The 25,658-nt window shown below is 68.0% G+C and carries 24 protein-coding genes; 11 read left to right on the plus strand and 13 right to left on the minus strand.

Going from position 1 to position 25,658, the window contains the following annotated elements:
* Positions 1–55 precede the first annotated feature (55 nt).
* From AC2W7K_RS04755 to sucC, 3 genes are all read right to left on the minus strand, one after another.
* Complete coding sequence (locus tag AC2W7K_RS04755; RefSeq protein ID WP_486005794.1) at positions 56–1,375, minus strand: collagen binding domain-containing protein; 1,320 nt, start codon at positions 1,373–1,375, stop codon at positions 56–58.
* Between the two features lie 602 nt (positions 1,376–1,977).
* The gene (gene sucD / locus AC2W7K_RS04760; protein ID WP_198499292.1) at positions 1,978–2,880 is read right to left on the minus strand and encodes a succinate--CoA ligase subunit alpha; all 903 of its coding nucleotides are present in this window, start codon (positions 2,878–2,880) and stop codon (positions 1,978–1,980) included.
* Between the two features lie 19 nt (positions 2,881–2,899).
* On the minus strand, positions 2,900–4,069 hold the full coding sequence (gene sucC, locus AC2W7K_RS04765; protein WP_198499293.1) for an ADP-forming succinate--CoA ligase subunit beta: 1,170 nt from the start codon (positions 4,067–4,069) through the stop codon (positions 2,900–2,902).
* A 214-nt stretch (positions 4,070–4,283) separates the two neighbouring features.
* On the opposite strand from sucC, the gene AC2W7K_RS04770 reads away from it, so the two are divergent.
* The 3 genes from AC2W7K_RS04770 (at position 4,284) to AC2W7K_RS04780 (ending at position 6,380) form a co-directional block, all read left to right on the plus strand.
* Positions 4,284–4,778, plus strand: coding sequence for a MarR family winged helix-turn-helix transcriptional regulator (locus AC2W7K_RS04770; RefSeq protein WP_137827097.1), 495 nt, complete (start codon positions 4,284–4,286; stop codon positions 4,776–4,778).
* A gap of 112 nt (positions 4,779–4,890) precedes the next feature.
* Complete coding sequence (locus AC2W7K_RS04775) at positions 4,891–5,439, plus strand: GNAT family N-acetyltransferase (RefSeq protein WP_486005795.1); 549 nt, start codon at positions 4,891–4,893, stop codon at positions 5,437–5,439.
* A 230-nt stretch (positions 5,440–5,669) separates the two neighbouring features.
* Entirely contained in the window at positions 5,670–6,380 is a 711-nt protein-coding gene (locus AC2W7K_RS04780) for a hypothetical protein (protein WP_198499295.1), read from the plus strand.
* Between the two features lie 7 nt (positions 6,381–6,387).
* Here AC2W7K_RS04780 and AC2W7K_RS04785 read toward each other — a convergent pair whose 3' ends face one another.
* The 5 genes from AC2W7K_RS04785 to AC2W7K_RS04805 all read right to left on the minus strand — a co-directional run bounded on the left by AC2W7K_RS04785 (position 6,388) and on the right by AC2W7K_RS04805 (position 11,564).
* Positions 6,388–6,747 carry a hypothetical protein gene (locus AC2W7K_RS04785; RefSeq protein ID WP_198501014.1) on the minus strand — a complete coding sequence of 120 codons (360 nt, stop codon included), beginning with the start codon at positions 6,745–6,747 and terminating at the stop codon, positions 6,388–6,390.
* Between the two features lie 73 nt (positions 6,748–6,820).
* Positions 6,821–7,927 (minus strand): adenosine deaminase, encoded by a 1,107-nt coding sequence (locus AC2W7K_RS04790; RefSeq protein ID WP_198499296.1) that lies wholly within the window; start codon positions 7,925–7,927, stop codon positions 6,821–6,823.
* Between the two features lie 41 nt (positions 7,928–7,968).
* A complete protein-coding gene (locus AC2W7K_RS04795) occupies positions 7,969–9,114 on the minus strand; it encodes a BMP family ABC transporter substrate-binding protein (RefSeq protein ID WP_211978932.1) in 1,146 nt (381 codons plus the stop codon).
* A 148-nt stretch (positions 9,115–9,262) separates the two neighbouring features.
* Entirely contained in the window at positions 9,263–10,681 is a 1,419-nt protein-coding gene (locus AC2W7K_RS04800; RefSeq protein ID WP_249121034.1) for an amidohydrolase, read from the minus strand.
* A 244-nt stretch (positions 10,682–10,925) separates the two neighbouring features.
* The gene (locus AC2W7K_RS04805) at positions 10,926–11,564 is read right to left on the minus strand and encodes a helix-turn-helix domain-containing protein (RefSeq protein WP_211978931.1); all 639 of its coding nucleotides are present in this window, start codon (positions 11,562–11,564) and stop codon (positions 10,926–10,928) included.
* Positions 11,565–11,911: 347 nt separating this feature from the next.
* On the opposite strand from AC2W7K_RS04805, the gene AC2W7K_RS04810 reads away from it, so the two are divergent.
* A complete protein-coding gene (locus AC2W7K_RS04810) occupies positions 11,912–13,120 on the plus strand; it encodes a globin domain-containing protein (protein ID WP_211978930.1) in 1,209 nt (402 codons plus the stop codon).
* Between the two features lie 265 nt (positions 13,121–13,385).
* On the opposite strand, the gene AC2W7K_RS04815 is transcribed toward AC2W7K_RS04810, so the two are convergent.
* Positions 13,386–14,495 carry a mannose-1-phosphate guanylyltransferase gene (locus AC2W7K_RS04815; protein WP_198499300.1) on the minus strand — a complete coding sequence of 370 codons (1,110 nt, stop codon included), beginning with the start codon at positions 14,493–14,495 and terminating at the stop codon, positions 13,386–13,388.
* Between the two features lie 338 nt (positions 14,496–14,833).
* On the opposite strand from AC2W7K_RS04815, the gene sdhC reads away from it, so the two are divergent.
* The 7 genes from sdhC (at position 14,834) to AC2W7K_RS04850 (ending at position 21,617) form a co-directional block, all read left to right on the plus strand.
* A complete protein-coding gene (sdhC, locus tag AC2W7K_RS04820; protein WP_137826173.1) occupies positions 14,834–15,211 on the plus strand; it encodes a succinate dehydrogenase, cytochrome b556 subunit in 378 nt (125 codons plus the stop codon).
* Between the two features lies 1 nt (position 15,212).
* Positions 15,213–15,662, plus strand: coding sequence for a succinate dehydrogenase hydrophobic membrane anchor subunit (locus AC2W7K_RS04825; protein WP_198499301.1), 450 nt, complete (start codon positions 15,213–15,215; stop codon positions 15,660–15,662).
* Between the two features lie 9 nt (positions 15,663–15,671).
* The gene (gene sdhA, locus AC2W7K_RS04830) at positions 15,672–17,432 is read left to right on the plus strand and encodes a succinate dehydrogenase flavoprotein subunit (RefSeq protein ID WP_198499302.1); all 1,761 of its coding nucleotides are present in this window, start codon (positions 15,672–15,674) and stop codon (positions 17,430–17,432) included.
* Complete coding sequence (locus AC2W7K_RS04835; RefSeq protein ID WP_137826170.1) at positions 17,432–18,223, plus strand: succinate dehydrogenase iron-sulfur subunit; 792 nt, start codon at positions 17,432–17,434, stop codon at positions 18,221–18,223. The genes sdhA and AC2W7K_RS04835 overlap by 1 nt, the downstream gene beginning before the upstream one ends.
* A gap of 291 nt (positions 18,224–18,514) precedes the next feature.
* Complete coding sequence (locus AC2W7K_RS04840) at positions 18,515–19,555, plus strand: D-alanyl-D-alanine carboxypeptidase family protein (protein WP_486005796.1); 1,041 nt, start codon at positions 18,515–18,517, stop codon at positions 19,553–19,555.
* Between the two features lie 396 nt (positions 19,556–19,951).
* The gene (locus AC2W7K_RS04845) at positions 19,952–20,116 is read left to right on the plus strand and encodes a hypothetical protein (protein ID WP_198499304.1); all 165 of its coding nucleotides are present in this window, start codon (positions 19,952–19,954) and stop codon (positions 20,114–20,116) included.
* 376 nt (positions 20,117–20,492) lie between these two features.
* The gene (locus AC2W7K_RS04850; protein WP_198499305.1) at positions 20,493–21,617 is read left to right on the plus strand and encodes an FUSC family protein; all 1,125 of its coding nucleotides are present in this window, start codon (positions 20,493–20,495) and stop codon (positions 21,615–21,617) included.
* Between the two features lie 39 nt (positions 21,618–21,656).
* On the opposite strand, the gene AC2W7K_RS04855 is transcribed toward AC2W7K_RS04850, so the two are convergent.
* From AC2W7K_RS04855 to nrdF, 4 genes are all read right to left on the minus strand, one after another.
* Entirely contained in the window at positions 21,657–21,860 is a 204-nt protein-coding gene (locus AC2W7K_RS04855; RefSeq protein ID WP_198499306.1) for a hypothetical protein, read from the minus strand.
* Between the two features lie 117 nt (positions 21,861–21,977).
* Positions 21,978–23,468 (minus strand): multicopper oxidase family protein, encoded by a 1,491-nt coding sequence (locus AC2W7K_RS04860; protein WP_198501016.1) that lies wholly within the window; start codon positions 23,466–23,468, stop codon positions 21,978–21,980.
* Positions 23,469–23,910: 442 nt separating this feature from the next.
* Positions 23,911–24,462 (minus strand): hypothetical protein, encoded by a 552-nt coding sequence (locus AC2W7K_RS04865; protein WP_198499307.1) that lies wholly within the window; start codon positions 24,460–24,462, stop codon positions 23,911–23,913.
* Between the two features lie 206 nt (positions 24,463–24,668).
* Complete coding sequence (nrdF, locus tag AC2W7K_RS04870) at positions 24,669–25,640, minus strand: class 1b ribonucleoside-diphosphate reductase subunit beta (RefSeq protein ID WP_137826161.1); 972 nt, start codon at positions 25,638–25,640, stop codon at positions 24,669–24,671.
* Positions 25,641–25,658 lie beyond the last annotated feature (18 nt).

Raw genomic sequence — 25,658 nt, forward strand, 5'->3', positions numbered from 1 at the left:
GGGAGCGACCGCGGTCGCTCCCTCTTCATTCCCCCTCAGATGGTGCTCGGCTGGATCAGCTGTCTGCGCTGATCTTCCGACGCCGGACGAGTGCCATCGTCACGAGACCGGCCACGAGCAGGGCTGCGCCTGCGGCCAGCGTGCCGATGCTGTCGACACCGGTCCGGGGCAGGTCGCCACCGGGGCCGGGAGCCGTCGGCTTGTCGGACGGGGTGTCGCCCGGTCCGGGAGCCGTCGGGGTCTCGGTCGGAGTTTCCGTCGGGGTATCCGTCGGAGTCTCGGTGGGAGTTTCCGTCGGAGTCTCAGTCGGGGTCTCGGTCGGGGTCTCGGTCGGAGTTTCCGTCGGGGTCTCCGTGGGAGTTTCCGTCGGAGTTTCCGTCGGGGTCTCCGTGGGAGTTTCCGTCGGAGTGGGCTGCTCTTCGTCACCGTCGCCGGTGCCGCCGCCGCCCTGACGCACGACCTCGCCCTTCTTGATCACGGTCTCTTCGCCCTCGATCTCGAACCGCGCCGAGTTCGTGTACGAGTCGGACTTGCCGCCGTCGGTGACGGTCGTGCGGTAGATGACGGCGTAGACCCAGCCCTCTTCCGAGGTGAAGTTCACGGTCGCGCCATCGTCAGAGACGGTGTAGAAGTCCTGGGGCTTCGGTCCCCAGCCCACGGGCTGGCCGTTCTCGTTGAACGTGTTCGTGCCCGACAGACGGGTCTCGCCCGGGATCAGCTCGATGTTCTCGCCGCCGAGGTCGGTGACGGTGACCTTCTGGCCGCCCTTCATGCCGCCGGCAGGCGACTTGATGTTGACGTGCCACTGGATGTAGTTCTCGTCGTAGTTGTAGTTGCCCCACTTGTACGAGTCCTGTCCCTTCCACTCGCAGTCGCCGACGCACGGGCCATCGGGCGGAGTGACGGTCACGGTGTCCGAGACGTCGCCGAAGTCGTAGGTGACTTCCTTGGTCTCGGTGGTCTCGGTCTGCACCGAAACCCAGAAGTAGAAGGTGCCCTGGATGTTGAGCGGGTTCGCGTTGAGATAGTCCGAGTCGAGATCGCAGTAGAGCTGCGTCTCGGTCACGGTGCACTGTCCCATGGTCACGCCATCGGGATCCTTGAGTTCGAAGGAATCAGTGCGTCCCTGGAGCTCGTCGGGAAGATCGACGACGAAGCCGGCGGGCGTCTGAGGATTGTCGGGAAGGCTCCACGTGCCGTCGATGCGAGCAGTCGACCCGCTCTTGATCGACTCCTCGTGGAACTTCAGCGAATCGATGTTCGCGTTCGTCTGATATGGCGGTGCTGCCACAGCGGGGATCGCAATCAGCGCGGTTGCCACGAGGGCAAGCATCGCGAGGATTGCGGCAGCTGCGCGAGATGTCGCAGTTGTCATGTGATTCCTTTGTGTTGGTCGACGCAGACCGGCACCGATGGTGCAATCCGGGAGGGGGACCGGGGTCAGCGTCGAACGGGGACTGAGCTTCCAAGGTAACAACTTGGATACGATCTCCACAAATCATGCGAGTTTCCCGGGTGTGGCGGATCGCGATGCTCACGCGCGCCCGAAGTCGACCCCAACGTGGAGCTGCACAGACAACCCGTGCACACGGTGGATTCGGAGCTCCGGGTGCCTCTCGGCGAGCTACGGGTTGTGCATGACGCTGCGGGTGCGGAATGACGCTGAGGGTTGTGCGGGGCGCCGGGCGCGCACGGGACCGTCGACCGCCTCGGCGACGGATGCGCACAAGACTCGGCGACCGCCTCGGCGCAGCGTGCGCACGGAACCGGCGATTACGTCGGTGCAGAGTGCGCACGGGACCGGCGACCGCCTCGGCGAGGGTCGGCCCGGACAGCACGAAGCCCGCCTCCGGGTCAGCGGAGGCGGGCTTCGGACTGATCACCGCGGTGCGCACTGAGCGCACGCAGTGCGCACGTGGTGCACCGCGGCAGCGCCTGATGCCGCGGACGAACGGTCAGCGCATCAGGCGCGCAGGCTCACTTGGCGTTGAGGAGTTCGCGCATGAGCTCGGCGGTCTCGGTCGGGGTCTTGCCGACCTTGACGCCTGCGGCTTCGAGCGCTTCCTTCTTCGCCTGGGCGGTGCCCGAGGAGCCGGAGACGATGGCGCCGGCGTGGCCCATGGTCTTGCCCTCGGGAGCGGTGAAGCCGGCGACGTAGCCGACGACCGGCTTCGTCACGTTCTCCTTGATGTAGGCTGCGGCCCGCTCCTCGGCGTCGCCGCCGATCTCGCCGATCATGACGATCGCCTCGGTCTCCGGATCGGCCTCGAACGCCTCGAGGGCGTCGATGTGCGTGGTGCCGATGACGGGGTCACCGCCGATGCCGATCGCGGTCGAGAAGCCGAGGTCGCGCAGTTCGTACATCATCTGGTAGGTCAGCGTGCCGGACTTCGAGACGAGTCCGAGCTTGCCCTTCTTCGTGATGTTCGCCGGGATGATGCCGGCCAGGGACTGCTCGGGCGAGATGATGCCCGGGCAGTTGGGGCCGATGATCCGGGTCGCGTTGCCGGCCTTCTGGGCGCGGGCCCAGACCTCGGCGGAATCCTGGACCGGGATGCCCTCGGTGATGATGACGAGCAGGCCGATGCCGGCGTCGATCGCCTCGATCGCCGCGTCCTTCGAGAAGGCGGGCGGGACGAAGGCCACGGACACGTCGGCGCCGGTCTTCTCCATCGCCTCGGCGACGGAGGCGAAGACGGGAAGCTCGATGTCGTCGCCGTTCTTGTCGACGTGCTTGACGGTGGTGCCGGCCTTGCGGGCGTTGACGCCGCCGACGACGTTCGACCCGGCTGCGAGCATGCGGGCGGTGTGCTTCGTGCCCTCGCCGCCGGTGATGCCCTGGACGATGATCTTCGAATCGGAATTCAGGAAGATAGACATGGGTGTGAGAGACCTTTCCTTACTTGGCGGCTGCCAGTTCGGCGGCCTTGTCGGCTCCACCGTCCATGGTGTCGACCTGGGTGACGAGCGGGTGAGCGGCCTCGGCGAGGATCGCCCGGCCCTCTTCGACGTTGTTGCCGTCGAGGCGGACGACGAGCGGCTTGGTCGCCTGATCGCCGAGGATCTCCAGGGCCTTGACGATGCCGCGGGCCACCTCGTCACAGGCGGTGATGCCGCCGAAGACGTTGACGAACACGGCCTTGACCTGGTCGTCGCCGAGGATGACGTCGAGTCCGTTGGCCATGACCTCGGCCGAGGCGCCGCCGCCGATGTCGAGGAAGTTCGCGGGCTTGACCTTGTCGTGCTTCTCACCGGCGTAGGCGACGACGTCGAGCGTCGACATCACGAGGCCTGCGCCGTTGCCGATGATTCCGACCTCACCGTCGAGCTTGACGTAGTTGAGGTCGAGTTCCTTGGCCTTGAGCTCGAGCGGGTCCTCGGCGTCGATGTCGCGCAGCTCTTCGTGGTCGGGGTGACGGAAGTCCGCGTTCTCGTCGAGCGAGACCTTGCCGTCGAGGGCGAGGATGTCGCCGGCACCGGTCTTGACGAGCGGGTTGACCTCGACGAGCGTGGCGTCCTCCTTCTCGAAGACGGTCCACAGGGAGGTGAGCACGGGGGCGACCTTCGCCGCGGTCTCGGCGTCGAAGCCGGCCGCCTCGGCGATCTCCTTGGCCTTGGCATCGTCGATGCCGTCGATGGCGTTGACGGGGATCTTCGCAAGCGCTTCGGGGCGTTCGACCGCGAGCTGCTCGATCTCCATGCCGCCTTCCTTCGAGCACATGGCGAGGTAGGTGCGGTTGGAGCGATCGAGGAGAACGGAGAAGTAGTACTCTTCGGCGATGTCCGCACCTTCGGCGATCATCACCTTCTTCGTGATGTGGCCCTTGATGTCGAGACCGAGGATCTCTTTCGCACGTGCTTCGGCCTCGTCCGGATTCTTCGCGACCTTGACGCCGCCGGCCTTGCCGCGGCCGCCGATCTTCACCTGCGACTTGACGACGACCACGCCGCCGCCGAGCTCTTCAGCTGCCTTCTTCGCTTCTTCTGGTGTCGTGGCGACCTGAGCCTTGAGCACGGGCACTCCGTGCTTCTCGAACAGGTCACGCGCTTGATACTCGAAAAGATCCACGTGTCTTCCTTCGTTTCGTCTGCAGGGATTTTCCACCCAGCATTCGTACGGGGTCGTTTGGCCCCGCAAGAGCGTTGACGGATGCAACAACCACGCACCACTTTATTCCCAACAGCACCCGAGCATCCAAACACGCAGGCCGCGAACGTAACGAATATCTCGTCAAAAAGTATCTTGGTCGTCAAGATTCTTGATCTGGACGTAAAATCGGATCATGGATGAGGTGGATCGGATCGTCGCCGCGTGGCGACACGAACGTCCTGACCTCGATGTCTCCCCCATGGAGATCCTCTCCCGCGTGAGCCGGCTGTCGCGCCAGCTCGACCGCGCACGGAAGTCGAGCTTCTCCGACTACGGCATCGAGAGCTGGGCCTTCGACGTGCTCTCGGCCCTGCGCCGCTCCGGCGAGCCCTACCAGCTCTCCCCCTCGACGCTCCTGCAGGAGACGCTCGTGACGAGCGGGACCATGACCAACCGCATCGACCGCCTCGTCACCGCCGGCTGGGTCGAGCGCCTGCCCGATCCCGACGATCGCCGCGGGGTGCTCGTGCGCCTCACCGAGGCGGGGCGGGCGACCGTCGACTCCGCCCTCGCCGATCTCCTCGTCAAGGAGCGCGACATCCTCGCCGGGCTCACCCCGGCCGGCCGGCGCAAACTCGCCTCCCTGCTCCGGGAGCTCTCGACCGGCTTCGACGGCGACGAGGACTGAGAACGATGACCGATCCCTCTTCTGACGCCGAGGCGACCGCCGCCTCCTGCAGAACTGGACTCCAGTCGCGCCGCCTCGGCGGGAGACGATCGTCGGGACGTCCGTCGATCTCGTGCCGCTCGATCCCGCCCGGCACGGCGACGCCCTCTTCGCGGCGGCGATCGCCCCCGGCGCCGAGGAGCGCTTCGCCTACCTGCCCGAGCATCCGCCGCGCGATCGGGCGGAATTCGGCGCCTGGCTCGACACGGCTGCCGCCTCGGCCGATCCCCTATTCTTCGCCGTCGTCGACCGCGCGACCGGCCGTGCCGAGGGTCGTCAGGCCCTCATGCGCGTCGACACCGCCAACGGCGTCATCGAGATCGGCAACATCCTCTGGGGTCCGGCGATCGCCCGCACCCGTGCGGCCACCGAGGCGTTCTTCCTCACCGCCGATGCCGTGTTCGCGGCCGGGTACCGCCGGTTCGAATGGAAGTGCAACAACGCCAACGCACCGTGGAGCGGGCGGCCGCCGGTTCGGCTTCACCTTCGAGGGCGTCTTCCGCCAGCACCTCATCGTCAAGGGACGCAACCGCGACACCGCATGGTTCTCGATCCTCGACTCCGAGTGGCCCCAATTGCGCGAGGCGTTCGTCGCCTGGCTGGCTCCCGACAATTTCGATGAGACGGGCACTCAGCGTCGCCGGCTCGAGGATGTCAGGTCCGGCCGGCAGCGCTGATCGTCGATGACGGCCCTCCCAGCGCGTCCTGCCCCGGTGTGAGCCGACCGCCGATTACGCTGGAGGGCGGGGTCGGTCCTCGGCGCGGAACCGCAACGGATGCCGCGCCGTCCCCCGATGCCTCCCACCGGTCCCATCCGACCGCGTCCGCTTCCCACGACCCGCACGAGGAACCATGCGCTTTCGCTCTCTCGCCGTCCTGACCACCGCCGCCGTTCTCGCCACCTCCGCGTGCGTGCCCACGTCGAACGAGACCCGGCCGCAGCCGCGACCGTCGGTGAGCGAGGAGGAGGTCACCCCGATCGCCACGCCCGACGACGCCCCGGCCGTCACCGTCGTCGATTCCTCCCCCGGCGGCGCGAAGGACGCCGACCCGCTGTGGCAGGGACTCTCGACCGCCGCGGCGGACCAGACGCCTGCCTACCTCAAGGTCTGGGTGCGCACCGCGAACCCCGATCTCCCCGAGTCCGGCGAGGTCACCGTCACCTCGGACACGCCCAACAGCGTGAGCGTCACCGTCGACGGCGCGAACGTCAACCGCGACCGGTCGCCGTTCCTCCAGATCCACGGCCTCTTCGACGTCGAGGAGATCGGCGAGTCCGCGTACACGCTGACGACCGTCAACTCCGACGACATCCCCGAGCTCGACCCGCAAGGACCGAACGACGAGGCGCGCTGCACGGCCGATGACGCGCAGGATCGGATCTCCCTGGCCGCCGAGGACCTGTCGGCTGACCCGAGCAGGCGCGAGGAGTTCCGCCAGCAGTGGGGCGCCTCCCCGATGGTGTGGTGGGGCATCCAGAAGACCGCCCAGAGCCTCGGCGAAGAGGGCGGCGTCGCCGGCGACTTCCTCACCGAGGCGTGCGGGGAGTACCTCGGTCAGTGACGTCCGCTCAGTCGGCGAGCGCGCGGTTGTAGGCGTCGACGACCGGCGGGGTGAAGTAGCCGAGGATGACGGCGATGGCCGTGATGAGGCACGCGAGGCCGAACCACAGGGAACCGCCGATCGTGCTGAAGCCGAAGACGATGACGAGGAGCTCGAACGCGATCGCCGCGGGCCGGGCCCAGCGGTGCAGACGCCACGACCCGCGGGCGGCGGCGAGCAGGCCGGCGGTGAAGATGAGGAACATGACGGCGAGCCCGATGAGGGAGGTCGCCAGCGATCCCGCGGAGAACGCCGTGACGATGAACGACACCGCGGTGCCCGCGAGGACGAGGGCCTGAAGAAGCAGGACGATGACCGGGATGAGCATCGCCCGCGGCGTGGGAACGCCGTGTCCGGCGGGTTCGACTCCCCCGCCGATCCGGCGTCGGTGCTCCCCGGTCTCACACCGTCACCCGGGCGAATCCGGGGATGAGGATCTCGTCGAGCATGCGCTCGCGCACGTCGAGGGGAAGGAACGCCGCGGTCACGGCATTGACGGTGGCCCACTCGAGGTCGGTCTGCGTCCAGCCGGCCTCGTCGACGAGCAGCCGCATCTCACGGGTCATCGAGGTCCCGGACATCAGGCGGTTGTCGGGGTTGATCGTCACGGCGAAGCCGAGGTCCTTGAGCCCGGTGATCGGGTGGCTGGCGATCGTCCCGCCGATGTCGGTCTGGAGGTTCGAACTCGGGCACAGCTCGAGCGGGATCTGCTGGTCGAGGACCCAGGCGGCGAGGCTGCCGAGCTGACCCTCCCCGTCGACGATGTCCATGTCCTCGACGATCCTCGCCCCGTGCCCGATGCGCTGCGTATGGCAGACGGTGACCGCCTCGTGGATCGACTCCTTGCCGGCGGCCTCGCCGGCGTGGATGGTGAGCGGAACGTAGGCCTGGTGAAGGGCGTTGAACGCCGAGAGGTGCGCCGACGGCGGGAAGCCGTTCTCCGGTCCGGCGATGTCGAAGCCGACGACGCCGGTGTCCGCGCCCTTCTCCCGGTGGCGGATCGCGAGTTCGGCGATGGCCATCGAGTTGTCGGCCTGGCGCATCGCGGTGAGGATCTGGCCGACGGTGATGAGCTTGCCCTCAGCGGCCGCCTCGGCGACACCGGCCTCGAGACCCTCCTGCACCGCTTCGACGACCTCGTCGAGGTCGAGTCCCCCGGCGAGGTGCTGTTCGGGGGCCCACCGGGCCTCGGCGTAGAAGACGCCGTCGGCAACCTGGTCGAGCACCCATTCCCTCGCGACGCGGATGAGGCCCTCCCGCGTCTGCATCACCGCGGTCGTGTGGGCGAACGTCTCGAGATAGCGGACGAGGTCACCGGAGTTCGCTGAATCGGTGAACCACTGCGCCAGGGCGTCGGGCTCCGTGGCGGGCAGCTCGTGGCCGATCTGCGCGGCGAGTTCGATGATCGTCGCCGGCCGCAGACCGCCGTCGAGGTGATCGTGGAGGGAGACTTTGGGCAGCTGCAGGATCGGATCGTCGTGGGCGACGCCGGCGGGAGTATTCAACACGAGGCAAGTCTATCCGTCATCATCGCAGCAACGGGTCGTTCTCACTCCTGCGTCGGGTCGATGTCGCCGCTCTTGATCCGCTCGCGCAGGTCGGTGATGCTGCGCCCGGCATCGGAGACCCGGCTGAGGAAGCCGTCCTCGGCCGAGATCCCGATCCCGCCGTTGTCGATCGTGCCCTCGTACCGGCGTTCGGCGACGAGGATCCCGTTCATCTCCTCCGGGTCGACGTCGCCGGGTTCGACGATCTCGTCGGGGTTCTTGCTCTGCGGCCACTCGGGGAACATCGTGCGCAGGCCGCGGCGGATGTTCGGTTCGATCGTCGCGACGACGGCATCGCTGAAGCCCCCGGAGGCCCCGTACCAGATGAGCTTCGGCAGCACCGGCGGTTCGCCGTCGCCGGAGGGGTCCGGGGTGGCGGTGGCCGCAGCCGTTCGCGTCTCGTCGGCGGCTCCGAGGACGCCCATCGCCGCCGCCGATCCGAAGGGCACGATGACGTCGGCGTCGGCCCGGGACGCGGAGTCGAAGAACTCCCGTCCGCCCTCCTCGGTGTCGTCGACCGTGCGCGCGGCGATCCGCGAGTCACGGAACGAGGTGACGTCCGCGGTCTCCTCGTCGGCCTCCTCGTTGTAGAGGGCGACTCCCGCGTCGAAGGCGGAGAGGATCTCCTCGGCCTGGGGGAAGCCACGGGAGACGAACGCCGCGACCTCACCGGACTCGCTCGCCGTCGCCGCGATGTAGCCGGCGATGAAGGCCGGGGGCACGAGGTCGAAGTCGATGCTGAGCACATTGTCGGGCAGGTTCTCGCGCCCGCTCGCGACCCCGAGGAAGAGCGCCTCAGGGTTCTCCCGCGCGTAGGAGTCGAGTTCCTTCGCCCCGCCCGGTCCGACGACGGTTGTGAGCGTGCACTCCTCCCCCGGTGTGCGGGCGAGTGCCGCCGAGGTGGCCGAGACATCCGAGACCCGCTGGCTCGAGGTGGCGGTGAAGACCCCGGCCGAGCGGGCGAGCTCGGTCTCGGCGAGGGTGAGCGCCCCGGCGGAATGGTCCTCGAATCCGGCGGGTGCGGAGATCATGCAGGCCGTCGTCGGATCCGGGGCCGCGGCGGGGGTCGTCACCGAGCACGCACTGGCGCCGAGGAGGCTGAGCACGCCGAGGCAGGCGCCCACCCTGGTCACGAGCTTGGTTCTCATGACAGACAGGGTATCCGGCTGGGCTGAGTGCCGTCCGTCAGGCCGGTCGCGGGCGGGGAGGCTGGTGGTGGGCGGGGAGACTGGTCGCGGGCGGGCAGGCTGGTCCTGGGTAGGCCGGCGCTGCCCAGCGGACTGGAGGTGCCCAGCGCTATCCGGTTGGCTGGAGCGCCTCGCGCCGGCCGTCGAGAACCTTGAGCGCGGTGGCGGTGAAGATCCGTGCGGCGATCGGCACGCTTCCCTCGTCGATGAGGAGGTCGCCCTGGTGGATGTCGTACGTGATGCCGCCGGGGGTGCGGGTGCCCATGCGCACGAGCGCGCCGGGGCAGTGCGTGAGGTACCACGCGAAGTCCTCGCCGCCCATCGACTGCGGGGTCAGCTGCACGGAGTTCTCGCCGAGTTCGGTCCGCACGGCCGACTCGATGAGGGCGACCTGGTCCTCGGTGTTGACCACCGGGGGGACGCCGCGGCGGTGCTCGAGGTCGACCTTGACCCCGTACGGGCCGGCGATGCGCTCGACGAGCTCGGGGAGCACCTCGGCGACCTGATTCCATCCGTCGACGTCGAGGCACCGCAGCGTCCCGCGGAGGATCCCCTCCGAGGGCACGACGTTCGCGGCGTGACCGGCGCTGATCTCGCCCCACACGAGCGAGATCGCGTGGCGGGGGTCGATGAGGCGTCCGAGCGTCGAGGGCAGGTCGGTCGCGAGCTTGCCGAGGGCGTAGACGAGGTCCTCGGTGAGGTGGGGCCTCGAGGTGTGGCCGCCGTGGCCGGTGAGCCGGATGGTGACGGTGTCGCCGGCCGCGGTGATCGCGCCGATGCGCGATCCGATCCGGCCGACGTCGACGTTGGGGTCGCAGTGGACGGCGTAGATCTCCGGCACGTCGTCGAGGGCGCCCTGCGAGATGACGCGCAGCGCCCCACCCGGGGTGACCTCCTCGCCGGGTTGGAAGATCAGGCGCACCCGTCCGCCGAGGCCGCCCGGTGTCGTCTCGTGCGCCCTCTGCAGGGCGATGCCCGCGCCGAGGAGGCCGGTGAGGTGGACGTCATGACCGCACGCATGGGCGACCCCGGGCACGGTGGAGGCGAAGTCCTCGGTGATGAGGTCGTCGATGGGCAGGGCGTCGATGTCGGCGCGCAGGGCGAGCGCGATCGGTCCCTCGCCTACGTCGCAGACGAGCCCCGAGCCGTCGAGGCGTCGTGGGGTGAGTCCGGCGGCCTCGAGCCGGGCGGCGAGCTTGTCCGTCGTCGCGAACTCCTGGAACGACAGCTCCGGGTGCGCGTGGATGTCGCGGCGGAACTCGAGGAGCTCGGGCGTGAGCTCGGCGATCGCGGCTGCGGTGGTGGCGTCGGGGGCGGGGTGCGCGGCGTCGGTGCGGGCGACGTCGCTGCCAGCCGCGCTGGTGCGAGCGGCATCGCTGCCAGCCGCTTCGATCCCATCCGCATTCGGGCGCGCGGCATCGGTGTCGGCCGCATTCGGACGGGGGGCGTTCGGTCGGGCGGCGCCGGAATTCGCCGCCTCGGTGTGCGGTGCGCCGTCCGCGGTGCGGGGATCGGGGTTGAGTGACATTGAGGCCATGCTAGACACTCGGACGCGGGTGTGGGCCCCGGGTGACCAAATTCGACACGATCGGTGACGTCGAGTGACCGCCGGGATCGGCGGTGATCGACGGTTTGCGCCAGTTGAGTCTGAGATGGCCAAGGCGGCCTTGGCCACTTCGGATTCAACTGGCGCAAACTCAACCGGGACAGATTCACTCAGCCCATCGGGGTCGTTCAGCACAGCGTGATTGCGCAGCCAGGGCACCTGACGCTCAGGCCGGTTGGGTCTGATGGCCGGTCGTCTGCAGGCGGAGTTCGCAGGTGGTCGCGGTGAGGAACGGCTGGACCTCGGCGACCCGCAGCGGCCCCGGCACCTGCGCGAGGACGTCGTGGAGCAGGCGCGCATGCACGGCACACGCCATCGTCCGCTCGTCCCCGACGAGCTCGAGGTGCGGACAGGCGGCCAGCGCGATGCCCAGACCGGTGTCGTCGGCGACGGGCTCGAGCCCCGAGTCGTCGAGATGATCGACGAGCGCGTCGAACTGCTCCCCCGCCCCGTCGCCGAGCCTCCGCACGGACTCGGGCACACACGAGTAGCCGACCCGCGCGAGCACCGGTCCGAGCGCCTTCGCCCGCTCGATCCGACTCTTCGCCGCCGGGTTCATCTCCGCATCGTCGACCGCGCGGTAGACCGTCGGCGGCCTCCCCCGCATTCCCGACGGTTGCGGCCGTGCGCTGACGAGCCCTTCGTCGATGAGGACGCCGAGGTGGTCCCTGGCCGTGTTGATATGGAGGCCGACCGCCTCGGCGAGGTCCTTGAGCGTGCGGTCGGGCCCCTGCTGGACGGCTCCGAGCAGGCGGACGCGACTGAGTTCGGTGAGACCGCGGTAATCGGTCGTTCTGCGCGGCATGGGGACATCCTCGGAGTCGGAGAGTCGTGCACTGCACCTGTGATTCTACGTCGTGTAGAAAAGTGTGGCCAGCCTCGCAGGTGACGCTGCCCGCGCACTCCGCACCGTCACGTGCGGACGAATGAACACCGGCACGCGTGGACGAATAAACACGGTCGAAACCTGCGCGGGCCGCCTCGGCGCACCGGCACTCTGGAACCATCGGAGCGACCGACACCGGCGGAACCGTCCGCCGCGGCCGCTCCCGGGAGCCCCGGAACCCCACGCCTCCGCTCCCGTCAACCAGCATCTCCCCACGTCACCCGGGCGCCCACCCAACGCCCCCGCACTGACCGAGAAGGATGACCATGGAACTCAGCCCCCGCTCCCACGAGGTCGTCGTTGCGACCGCCGGCGTCGTCGCCGAGCACGCCGACGAGATCACCTCGGTGTTCTATCCGACGATGTTCGAGGCGCACCCGGAGCTGCTCGGCATCTTCAACTTCGCCAACCAGGCGATCGGCGAGCAGCCGAAGGCGCTGGCCTCCTCGGTGGTCGCGTTCGCCGTCCAGCTCATCGATCCCGACGCCACGGACTTCACGCCCGTCCTGCGGCGGATCGCGCACAAGCACGTGTCCCTCGGCGTCCGCGCCTCCGAGTACCTCATCGTCGGCCACTACCTCCTCGGCGCGGTGAGAACCGTCCTCGGCGATGCCGTCACCGAGGAGGTCGCCGCCGCCTGGGACGAGGTCTACTGGCTGTTCGCGACCGCGCTCATCGCCGAGGAGGCCCGGCTCTACGCCCTCGGCGGCACCGAGCCCGAGCACCCGTGGCGGAACTTCCGGGTCGTCGAGCGCTTCGACGAGTCCGACGAGGTCTTCTCCCTCCTCCTCGCCCCCGTGTCCGGCGCGGTCCCGGCCCACCTCACCGGGCAGTATGTGGCGATCCTCGTCGAACTGCCCGACGGATCGACGCAGCCGCGCCAGTACACGATCTCCTCCGGCCCGCGCGGCGACACGCTGCGGGTGACGATCAAGCGGGTGCGCGGCGTCGGCGGTGCCCCGGACGGCGTCGTCTCGGGGTGGCTGTTCGACAACGCGCAGCCGGGCAGCGTGCTCAAGGTCTCCCAGCCCGCCGGCGACGTCGTCCTCGAGGAGTCGGACGCCCCGCTCGTCCTCGTCTCCGCCGGCATCGGGATCACCCCAATCGCCGCGATCATGGAGGACCTCTCCCGGCGGCAGCCGCACCGGACCGTCCGCCTCTACCACGCCGATCGGTCGCATGCCCATCATGCGCTCTACGCCGGCCTGCGCCGGCAGGTGCTCGCGATGGCCGACGCGCAGGCGATCAACTGGTACGAGGAGGGCGCGACCGAGGCTCCGACCCTCCATCCGGCCCGCAGCGGTTTCATGGATCTCAGCGGACTCGCCGTGCCCGCCGAGGCGGAGGTGTTCATGTGCGGTCCGCTGCCGTTCATGCAGGCCGCCCGCGCCGAGTTCATCGCCAAGGGCGTGCCCGCCGAGCGGATCCACTACGAGGTCTTCGGCCCCGACCTCTGGACCCAGAGCCCGGCGTAGGGGCCACGCGCGCGCGTATGGGGAGGTTGCCCCTCCTGAGAGTCCTGCGAGTGCCTTCCGGCTCACCTTGTTTTCGAGGGCTCTGTTTCTGACCAGAGCTCTCGATAACAGGGTGAGCCGGACCGCGCATGCCTGGCTGCGAGGCGCCCTTTCGGCGCAAATGAGGCTCCTCAGACCGCCCGAGACTCCTCAGACCGGCCGCGACTGCGCTGACCACCAGAGACCCGGCTGACTGCCCGAGACCCCTCCGACCGACACCCCCTCCTCAGAGCAGGTCGTCGAGTCCCCGCTCGCCGGCCAGGGAGACGGCCTTCTTGACGTCCTGCGCGTGGGAGCGGGAGGTGATGAGGAGGACGTCCTCGGTGTCGACGACGACGAGGTCCTCGAGGCCGACGATCGCGACCGTGCGGGGCTGCTCGGAGAAGACGACCCCCGAGGCGTCGACCTCGAGGAGGTCGCACGAGCCGCCGATCGAGATGACCCCGCGCGGCTCCCCGGGCACGGGCTGGCGGAGCCGGGCTACGGAGTCGAAGTCCCCGACGTCGTCCCACCCGAAGTCGCCGGGGATGACGATGACCCGACCGGCCTCGGCGGCGGGTTCGGCGACGACGTAGTCGATCGCGCGCTTCTCGAGCCCCGGCCACACCTCGGCGAGGACGGACTCCTGGGCATCGGTCCCCCACGCCTCGGCGATCCGGGACAGGCCGGCGAAGAGCGTGGGATCCTCCTCGGCGAGGATCTCGAGGAGTGCTGAGGCCTTGGCGATGAACATCCCGGCGTTCCACCGGTAGCGGCCCGAGTCGACGTAGCGGCGGGCCGTGCTCGCCGCCGGCTTCTCCGCGAACGCAAGGGCGCGGCGGGCGGTCGGGGCACCGGCGATGCCGAGGAGGCTGCCGGTCTTGATGTAGCCGTATGCGGTCGCGGGGTTGCGCGGCATGATGCCGACGGTGACGATGTCGCCGGATTCCGCGGCGACGCACGCCTGTTCGATGACGGAACGGAATTCGTCGACGTTCGTGATCGAGTGGTCGGCGGAGAAGGACCCGACGATCGCCTCGGGGTCGGTTCTGTGGATGAGGAGGGTCGCGAGACCGATCGCGGCGGCCGAGTCCTTCGGGGAGGGCTCTGCGACGATGCGGCTCGGGCACAGCTGGGGAAGCTGCTCGGCGACCTGCTCGGCGTGGCTCTCACCGGTGACCACCCAGACCTTGTCGTCGCCGACGAGCGGGGCCACTCGGTCCCAGGTCGACTGGAGGAGGCTGCGACCGGTGCCGAGGACATCATGGAGGAATTTCGGGGACGCCTTGCGGGAGAGCGGCCAGAGTCGGGTGCCCGATCCGCCCGCGGGGATGATGGCGTGGAAGTGCGTGTTCACCCCCTCAGTGTCTCAAAGTTCGGGCATGACATCACCGATGTTGTCCGCCGTGTCGGGGTGAGGAGAACCAGAACACATCGTCAACGGAACACCCGCGTCAGACCGGGTCACCGCCTCGGCGACAACGGATTTCGCACCCCCGGTCCGCGCCCGCGATTTACCGCACACGTTTGTGCGGTAATTGTTCGCCGTGAGACGCGGTGTGACCGATTGTGAGAGAACTGCCAGGGTGACAATGTGATCCAGCCCGCTCAATGGGGAGCCGACTGGCAACTGGGCGGTCTTCGGCGTACTTTCATGATGTACATCGTCGATTCATCCAAGATGGAGGATGCTCCGTGGCCCAAGCGTCTACGAGCACTCTGTACCGAGGTGGAGAAGGAATGTGGTCCTGGGTCGCGCATCGCGTGACAGGGGTCGGGATCTTCTTCTTCCTGTTGGTTCACGTGCTTGACACTGCACTCGTTCGCGTTTCCCCCGAGGCGTACAACGCCGTCATCGGAACCTACAAGACTCCGGTCATGGCCTTCGGGGAGATCGCACTCGTCGCCGCGATCGCCTTCCATGCGTTCAATGGCCTGCGGGTCATCCTGATCGACTTCTCCAAGGGCGGCCCGAAGAACCAGCGGAAGCTGTTCTGGGGTGTCATGATCCTCTGGCTGATCATCATGATCGCGTTCGTCCCTCGCCAGCTGATGCACACGTTCGGAGGCTGACATGAGCACAACATCGATTCCGGCTCCGCGCACCGGGTACTCGCGCAACAAGTCCACGAGCTCGAAGTTCGAGATGTTCGCGTGGCTGTTCATGCGCATCTCGGGCGTCATCCTCGTCGTCCTCATCTTCGGTCACCTCTTCGTCAACCTGTGGGCCGGCGAAGGCGTCCAGCAGATCGACTTCGGCTTCGTCGCCGGCAAGTGGGCCAGCCCGTTCTGGCAGATCTGGGACCTCCTCATGCTGTGGCTGGCGATGCTGCACGGCACCAACGGCCTGCGCACGATCATCATGGACTACGCCGAGAAGCCGCGCACGAGCATGGCGCTCCAGCTCATCCTCTACATCGCCTCGGCCGTCGTCCTCGTGCTCGGCACGCTCGTCATCTTCACCTTCGATCCCTGCCCGGCCGGAGCCGACCCCGCTCTGCTCGCGTCGTTCTGCCAGGCCTAAAGGAGAAACATGCAGGTTCATCACTACGACGTCGTCATCGTCGGCGCCGGTGGCGCTGGCATGCGCGCCGCCATCGAGTCGGGCCAGCGGGCACGCACCGCGGTCCTGACCAAGCTCTACCCCACGCGTTCCCACACCGGCGCCGCCCAGGGCGGCATGTGCGCGGCACTGGCCAATGTGGAAGAGGACAACTGGGAATGGCACACCTTCGACACCGTCAAGGGCGGTGACTACCTCGTCGACCAGGATGCCGCCGAGGTGATGGCGAAGGAAGCCATCGACGCCGTCCTCGATCTCGAGAAGATGGGGCTGCCGTTCAACCGCACGCCCGAGGGCAAGATCGACCAGCGCCGCTTCGGCGGTCACACCCGCGACCACGGCAAGGCGCCGGTGCGCCGCTCGTGCTACGCGGCCGACCGCACCGGCCACATGATCCTCCAGACCCTCTACCAGAACTGCGTCAAGCACGGCGTCGAGTTCTACAACGAGTTCTACGTCCTCGACCTCGTCATGACCGAGGTCGACGGTGAGCGCCGCCCCGCCGGCGTCGTCGCCTACGAACTCGCCACCGGCGAGATCCACGTCTTCCAGGCGAAGTCGGTCGTCTTCGCGACCGGCGGCGTCGGCAAGGTCTTCAAGACCACGTCGAACGCCCACACCCTGACCGGCGACGGTATGGCCGTGACGTACAACCGCGGCATCCCGCTCGAGGACATGGAGTTCTTCCAGTTCCATCCCACGGGCCTCGCCGGACTCGGCATCCTCCTCTCCGAGGCGGCCCGCGGCGAGGGCGCGATCCTGCGCAACTCCGAGGGTGAGCGCTTCATGGAGCGCTACGCCCCGACGATCAAGGACCTCGCCCCGCGTGACATCGTCGCCCGGTCGATGGCCAACGAGGTCCGCGAAGGCCGCGGTGCGGGACCGAACAAGGACTACGTCCTCCTCGATCTCACCCACCTCGAGCCCAAGCACATCGACGAGAAGCTGCCCGACATCACCGAGTTCGCCCGCACCTACCTCGGTGTCGAGCCCTACACGGAGCCGGTGCCGGTGTTCCCGACCGCGCACTACGCGATGGGCGGCATCCCGACGAACATCGAGTCCGAGGTGCTCGCCGACAACGACACCGTCATCCCCGGCCTCTTCGCGGCCGGTGAGTGCGCGTGCGTGTCCGTCCACGGCTCGAACCGCCTCGGCACGAACTCGCTGCTCGACATCAACGTCTTCGGCAAGCGCGCGGGCATCGCCGCCGCCGAATACGCCAACCGCGCCGAGGTCATCGAGCTGCCCGAGGACTCGCAGGCCGACACGGTCGCCGTCCTCGAGCGCCTGCGCAACTCCGACGGGCCCGAGCGCATCGGCGCGATCCGCAAGGACCTGCAGGAGATCATGGACGCCAACGTTCAGGTGTTCCGCACCGACGAGACGCTGCGTGCGGCTCTCGCGGAGATCGAGAAGCTGCGTGAGCGCTACGACAACGTCGGCATCCAGGACCGCGGCAAGCGCTACAACCTCGACCTCCTCGAGGCCGTCGAGCTCGGCTTCCTGCTCGAACTCGCCGAGGTCATCACCGTCGCGGCCATCCACCGCAAGGAGTCCCGCGGCGGACACTTCCGCGAGGACTTCCCGAACCGCGACGACGAGGGCTTCATGCACCACACGATGACCTACCTCGACCCGGATTCGGAGGCCGAGGGAGTCCCGGGCATGCGCCTGGAGACCAAGCCCGTCGTCGTCACCCGTTACCAGCCGATGGAGCGTAAGTACTGATGAGCACCGATACCGAAACCCCGGAGCCGGCATCGAAGGTCGACCTGCCCTCGCACCTGAGCGGTGAGGGCGGGGAGATCCCGTCCTTCGACTGCACCTTCCGCATCGCGCGCTTCGACCCGGAGACGGACGAGGCACCGCACTGGGAGGAGTACAACGTCACGATGTACGGCACGGACCGCGTGCTCGATGCCCTCCACAAGATCAAGTGGGACATCGACGGTTCGCTGACCTTCCGTCGCTCGTGCGCCCACGGCGTCTGCGGCTCCGATGCGATGCGCATCAACGGCCGCAACCGCCTGGCCTGCAAGACCCTGCTCAAGGACCTCGACACGTCCAAGCCGATCACCGTCGAGGCGATCAAGGGCCTGCCGCTGGAGAAGGACCTCATCGTCGACATGGAGCCCTTCTTCCAGTCGTACCGGGAGATCATGCCGTTCCTCATCACGAGCGGACACGAGCCCACCCGTGAGCGCCTGCAGTCCTCCGAACAGCGCGAGGCCTTCGACGACACGACGAAGTGCATCCTCTGCGCCTCGTGCACCTCGTCGTGCCCCGTGTTCTGGACCGACGGGCAGTACTTCGGTCCCGCGGCCATCGTCAACGCGCACCGCTTCATCTTCGACTCGCGTGACGAGGGCGGGGACATGCGGCTTGAGATCCTCAACGACAAGGAAGGCGTGTGGCGCTGCCGCACGACGTTCAACTGCACCGATGCCTGCCCCCGCGGCATCGAGATCACCAAGGCGATCGCCGAGGTCAAGCAGGCGATCCTCCAGCGCGCATTCTGAGTCCGCGCTGAGGTCGACCTGACCCCAGCAGCGCCGAGGCGGCCGTGCACTTCACCGTGTGCGGCCGCCTTCGTCGTCCCGGAGTTCTCCTCCCGGTCACGGAGTCTGAGGATCCGCGACGCCCGGGATCCGTACACTGGTGCGCATGCGTTCTCCGTCCTCGTCTCCTTCCTCGGCGCTGGCTCACCTGCGCACCGCGCGCGCGCACTCGCGCTCCTCCTCGTCGTCGCCTCGCTCGTCCTCTTCCCCGGCACTGCCCAGGCCGCACCCGAGCCGACCGAGAAGATCTACGTGAGCCCGGACAACCTCGGCGATGGCGCGCAGCCGCCCCAGCCGATCGGCACATCATGGCTCGTCGGCGACCTCGACACCGGTGAGCTCCAGGTCGCGGAGAACATCGACGTCAAGCACGCGCCGGCCTCGACGATCAAGCTGCTCACCGCGCTCGCGCTCATCGACGTCCTCGATGACCCCGAGCAGAAGGTCGAAGCGGAGTTCGAGGACATGGAGATCGACGGGACGAAGGTCGGTCTCATGCAGAAGAACGACTACACCGTCGACACGCTCTTCCACGCGATGCTCATGTCGAGCGCCAACGATGCCGCGAACGCCCTCGGCCGTGCCGCTGGGGGCCAGGAGAAGGCCGTCGCCCTGATGAACGCGAAGGCGAAGTCGCTCGGCATGACGAACACGAATGCGATGAACACCTCCGGCCTCGACGACCCGAACCAGTACACGACCGTCGCCGACATGGCGAAGCTCGCGTACGCGGTGACGGAGAATCCGACGCTCATGGAGATCATCGGGACGACGACGTACTCGTTCCCGGGAGGCACGAACCCGGAGACGAAGGAGAAGTTCAAGGGCTACGAGATCCAGAACCACACGCAGATCGTCGGCAACGTCGAGGGCGGGCTCGGGCTGAAGAACGGGTACACGACGACGGCGAAGGGCTCCTACATCGCCGTCGCCGAACGCGACGGCAAGCGCGTCGTCTCAGCACTCCTCGGAGCGGAGAACAATTCGCGTCAGGCCGCCGTCGACCTCCTCGAATGGGACTTCGCGCAGACGTCTCCGGAGACCGTGGCGACGGTTCCCGTCGGCGCCGCTGCCGCCCCGACGCCGACGGCCACCGCCTCGGGCAGCGGCAGCGATGCGGGAGACAGCTCCGACAGCCAGGCGGACGACGCCGGCGCGGCGAGCGATTCCTCGGCCTCGGCGACCGGGGGCGTCGACCTGCTGCCGCTCGGCCTCCTCGGCGGGGGCGTCATCATCCTCGGGCTCGCGGGCCTGCTCTGGTTCCGGCTGCGCAAGCGCCACCGCACGCAGTGATGGGAGCGGTCGTGCGGGCTCCACGGCGCCCGTTCTGCCGCCGCTTCGGCCCGGCGCCGCCGCCGTTTTGACTTCGCCGCCCGCGCCGCGTTATGGTTATCTCTTGCGCTGACGTCATCGGCCCAGTTCATCGGAGTGCATCGACCGATCGGGCAGCGACGGCAGGCCGCTCAAGACGGCCGCCGGATCCGCTCCAGCCGACTGACATCGTGTCTTGTCTCAGCGCATCTCCCCCACCGTGAGGGACTGACCCAGATCACGGCGACCTCCCACAGGCCACTTCGTCGTCGACGTCCTGTGAGGTCAGGCGACTCCCCCGTCGCCACCGCAGACCACCTGGCGAAACGGCATGCGTCGACGCATGTCCGTTCGCGACGAGAGAAAGGAATGGAACCCATGACTGAGTTCCCACAGTGGGTGCAGCGTGCCGTCGAGCACGCCGGCCTCATCGACCCGGAGATCAGCACCGCGGACGGAGAGGTCACGATCAGTGACTCGACCGGTCGCACCGTGCTCTTCACGGGGTCGTCGCTGCGTGAGACCACGCCGCTGGCCGCCTGAGAGATGTCCCCGGTGAGCCCGCGACAGGGTCTGTGCTGCCGGGTTTGACGCAGCACTGACCCGACGGGCTTCACCTGAGCGCCCGGCTTGCACTCCTCCCAGCGAGGGGTGCAAGCCGGGCGCTTCTGTCTGCTTGCGTTCCCGATTATAAGTAAGTTACCTTGTTTTCGGCGCATCCTCACGGCGGGCTTTCGCACGGTGCCGGAAGCCCGCCGAGGTGGACCGCAGCCGGCCCCGGCCCGTACCGCTGACCGCGGTGCTGACCGTGCAGCAGACCGCGGTGCTGACCGTGCAGCAGACCGCGGTGCTGACCAGCAGTGCTGGCCTGCGCTGCGCCGACCCCGAACACTGCGCGAAAGCGAGGCGGCCTCCGTTTATGACCTCACCTCCCAGCGGCATCATCGAGTTCTTCCGTCGGCCCGAGGTCGTCACCGATATGCTCCAGATCGCCAAGACGGTGATCGCTGCGACCCTCGGCTGGTGGCTGTCGGTGTGGGTGCTCGACTCGCAGATGCCGTTCCTCGCCCCGTGGGCGGCTCTGCTCACCGTCCATGCCACGATCCATCGGACACTCGCCCGTGGGGCGCAGACCATGGTCGCCTCCGTCGCCGGTGTCGCCCTGTCCTTCGTCGTCGGCCACTTCCTCGGCGTGAGCCTCTGGACCTTCGGCTTCGCAATGCTCGCCGGGGTCGTCCTCGCCCGCGTCCCGTGGATCAGGGATGAGGGCATCGCGATTGCGACGACGGCGATCTTCGTCCTCGGCAGCGGGTTCGGCAGTCAGCAGCCGTTCCTCGACGAACGCCTCATCGAGCTTGCACTGGGCGTCGGGGTGGGCGTGGCCGTCAATCTACTCATCGTCCCACCGCTGCGCGATGAGCAGGCGGCTATCCACATCGACGGCATCAACCGCCGGATCGGCGAGGTGCTGACGAACATGAGCGACGAGTTCTCGACCTCGTGGGACACCGACCGCGCGCACGTCTGGTTCGTCGAGACCGAAGCGATGAGCAGAGATCTCGACGCAGCGTGGCAGACGGTCAACCTGGCCAACGAGAGTCGCCAGGCCAACCCGCGTCCGCGGCTGCGATCCCTGCGCCGTGCGGTGCTCCGCAGTCGCGACGCAGACGCCGTCGAGGAGGAGCTCAGTCCCGAGAACATCCTCCGGCGCCTCGACGAAGGCGTCTCCCACCTGCGCCACCTCACCCGCACCTTGGAGGCGGCCACCTATGACGACAGCAGATGGGATGATCGGTTCCGCACCGAATGGGCGGACATCGTCCGTGCGGCCGGCACCGCGATCGCCGACCCGGACATCGGCGTGGACTCGATCCATGATCGCCTCGACGCGCTGTCGGTCGGGATCGCCGATGGCGACGACCTGCCGAAGACAGCGTGGCCGCTCTACGGCGCACTCATCACGAGCGTGCGCCACATCGCCGTCATCGTCGACGATGTCGCCACTGCGCGCGAGGTCCGCAGCACAGCCCGCCGAGGCGGGTGACCGCAGGCAGATGCGCGCCACCTGCCTGCGGTCAGCAGCTCAGGACTGCGGGTGGTCCTCGTCGTCGAAGCCGACGTCGATCGACTGCTCGGCCACATCGGCGATATCGGCCTCGACGACAGCAGGTGCCGACCCCGTCGGTTCGGCATCCTCACCGGTGAGGACCTCGGTGGACTCGATGTCCTCGGACTGCTCCTCCCGATCGGCTTCGGGCACTTCGCTCAGCGACGGATCCGTACTCACGATCTCCTCCTCGGTGCGGGGCCACGGCCGCGCCGCCGCAGAACGCAGCGACGGCGGGTACTCGTGATGGTAATCGTGTGGGTGCGCATGTCAAGGACGACCGCCCCCACTCAGCACTCACTCCTCGTAGGCGATGACGCTCATCATCCCGGCCTCACCGTGGTAGATGTTGTGGCAGTGCGTGAGCCACCGGCCCGGATTGTTCGCATCGAACTCCACGGTCAGCGTCTTTCCCGGCAGGACGATCGCCGTGTCCTTGCGCGGTCCCCCGCCGGTGAGCTGGAACGTGTGCCCGTGGAGGTGGAGGGGATGCCACATGTCCGTCTCGTTGACGAAGGAGAGGCGCACCCGCTCCCCCTCGGCGACCGCCTGCGCAGTGTCCATCGGCTTCTCGTGGTCATACGGCGTCTCGTCGAACGCCCAGTCGTAGGCGGCCATCGACCCGGTCAGCCGTAGGGTGAGCTCCCGGTCGGCGGACTTGGCCGGCAGGGCGACATCGCTGCGGGCTTTCAGCGCCTCGGCGGACAGAGGTGCGGCCGCAAGTTCCGCGACGTTCCCGTCGGTCGGCGGCGCCTCGCCGGACCCCGTGCGGACGACGGCGTGGACGCGCTCCTGCTTGCCCTCCGCCTCGGCGACAAGAGCGAACACGCCGTCGCCCAGCGTCACGACTGCGTCATAGCGCTCCCCCATGCCGAGGAGGAGCGACTGCGTCTCGGCGGCCTTCCCGTCGACGGGGAAGCCGTCGGTGTGGGTGACCGTGAGCGAGTGCCCGGTCAGGGCGAGGCGGAACGCGGTGTCGCCACCGGCGTTGATGATCCGCAGCCTCACCTTCGCGCCCGGCTTGGCCTCGAAGGTCGCTGGGTCGTCGGCGGGCCGACCGTTGATGAGGTACGTGGGGTAGTAGACGTCGCCGGCGTCGCCGCCGAGGACGTCCGAGGCGGCGCCCATGAGCATGTTGCCCATCCGCATCGGCCCGCCCATGCCGCTGTGGTCCATCCCGCCCATGCCGCTCATGTCGCCTGAGTCTGAGCCGCCCATGTTCCCGTGGTCCATGCCGCCCATGTCGCCCGAACTGGAGCTCGAACCGCCCATGCCCTGCCGGAGTTCGGTGAGCACCTCGGCGGGAGTCGCGGTCACTCCGTCGAGCCAGTCGTCGAGGATGATCACCCACTCGTCGTCGTACTCGAGCTGTTCGTCGGGGTCGTCGACGATGAGCGCGCCATAGAGGCCGCGGTCGATCTGCGCGCCGACGTGCGGGTGGAACCAGTACGTGCCCGGGTCGGGGGCGATGAAGTCGTAGGTGAACGACTGACCGGGGGCGACGGGGTCCTGGGTGAGCATCGGCACGCCGTCCATGTCGTTGCGCAGCGCGAGACCGTGCCAGTGGATCGTCGTGTCCTCGGTGAGGTCGTTGGTGAGTGTGGCTTTGAGCCGGTCTCCCCGGCTCATCCGGATGACCGGGGCGGGGATCTCCCCGTAGCTCCACGTCTGTGCGGTGGTCGTGCCGAGCTTGAGCGCCGAGGCGGCCGCCGTGAGGGCGACCTCCACTGTCTTTCCCGTCGTCTCACGGTCGTCCTCGACGTCGGCGACGCGTTGGGAGTCGGGCATGAGGAAGGCTCCTTCTCCCCGCGGGTGCATGCGGCCAGGGCGAGCACGCTCAGCGATCCGACGAGGAAGCTGCGGCGGCCGGGACGGCGTGACGGGCGTGCGGGGTGGACGTGCTCGGGGGTTGTCGGGGTCGCTTCCGTGAGCGATGGACTGGTCGGCAGTCCGTCGAAGCGGCGTTCGGTGGTGTTCTCTGATGAGTGGTTCACGGTGTGTGCTCTGCTTTCGTTCGCAAGCCCATTCCGCGCATGCCTTCGTTCCAGGAAAGAGCGTCTGAGGGCGCTCAGGTCCGTGGTGCCCAGCGGGGCGCAGGTTGCGCGCGCTCAGGTCAGCCGTGGTCGCAGTCGTGTGCGATCACGGTTTCGGCTGGTCGGGGACTGGCGCGAATGGGCCGAGTTCATCGGTCGGCTGATGCATCGAGAAGCCTCGATGCGGGGACGCCGGCCTACGTGCGACTGATGCAGAGGTCGGTGATACTCGGCGCGCGGGCGTGCCCAGGTGCCGGGTTCGGTACGAAGGGGGTGGCGCAGTGCCACAGGCCGGCGCGGGGAAGCAGAATCGCGGTGCGCCGCAGCATCCGCAGGGCGATGATGAGCAGGACGACGCCGACGATGCACATCGTCGCGAGTGCGCAGACCATCACACTGTCACCGCATCCCGAACCGGTGCACTGGCCGGAGGCGGCGTCGTCATCGGCCGCCACGCCGGGGTCACTGTCGGGGGCCTCGCCCGCGGGCGGTTCACCGTGGGCAGGCATGGCGTCCATCGCCATCGAGTCCGCGCTGTGGCCCATCGCCGCAGGTGACTCAGTGCCATCCCCGTTCGTCGACGAAGCGCCCATCGGGGATGCATGCGACATGCCCATCGAGGCACTGGGTTCCATGCTCATCCCCATGCTGATGGGGAGCACGACGATGCCGATGACAGCGGCGACCGCGGCGACGAGGTTGAGGATCGCTCCGGCGAGCTGAGGTCGGGTGCGTCGACGATCCTGCATCGCGCCCTCCTCCCGCCGATTGCCTGAATACCCTCTGAGGGTATCGTCTCGGATTCCGCCGGGCAACGTCGGCACGCCGTAGCCGGGACGCCCTGTCGACGGTGCCCGGCGCGGTCCGCGCAGCGACGCACTCCCTCGTGTGAATGCGGCAGCGGCCCGCCGCGAGCAGAGTCGCTCGCCACGGGCCGCCGGTGATGATCAGAGACTCAGAAGTCCCAGTCCTCGTCCTGGGTGTTCTCGGCCTTGCCGATGACGTAGGACGAACCCGAGCCGGAGAAGAAGTCGTGGTTCTCGTCGCTGTTAGGCGAGAGCGCCGCGAGGATCGCCGGGTTGACGTCCGTGACCTCCTTGGGGAACATCGCCTCGTAGCCGAGGTTCATCAGCGCCTTGTTGGCGTTGTAGTGGAGGAACTTCTTGCAGTCCTCGGCCAGCCCCACCGAGTCGTAGAGCTCGTGGGTGTAGGAGACCTCGTTCTCGTAGAGCTCGAAGAGGAGGTTCATCGTGTAGTCCTTGAGCTCCTGACGGCGCTCAGCGGACTCCTGCTCGAGACCCTTCTGGTACTTGTAGCCGATGTAGTAGCCGTGCACGGCCTCGTCGCGGATGATGAGGCGGATGAGGTCGGCGGTGTTCGTCAGCTTCGCGTGCGAGGACCAGTACATCGGCAGGTAGAAGCCGGAGTAGAAGAGGAACGACTCGAGCAGCGTCGAGGCGACCTTCCGCTTGAGCGGATCATCCCCGCGGTAGTAGCTGAGGATGATGTCGGCCTTCTGCTGCAGGTACGTGTTCTCCCGCGACCAGCGGAACGCCTCGTCGATCTGCTTCGTCGAGGTCAGGGTCGAGAAGATCGACGAGTACGACTTCGCATGCACGCTCTCCATGAACGCGATGTTCGTCAGCACCGCCTCCTCGTGCGGGGTGACCGCATCGGGGATGAGCGAGATCGCACCGACGGTGCCCTGGATGGTGTCGAGCAGGGTGAGACCGGTGAAGACGCGCATCGTCAGCGTCTTCTCCTCCTCGGTCAGCGTCGCCCACGAGGGGACGTCATTGCTCAGCGGCACCTTCTCGGGCAGCCAGAAATTGCCGGTGAGGCGATCCCAGACATCGTCATCGACCGGGTCGACGACGCGGTTCCAGTTGATGGCATCGACGTGCGAGGCCAGGGTCAGGTTTTCCAACGCGATCTTCTCTCTGTC

The organism is Brevibacterium sp. LAARM2_SD2 (genome assembly GCF_057364785.1).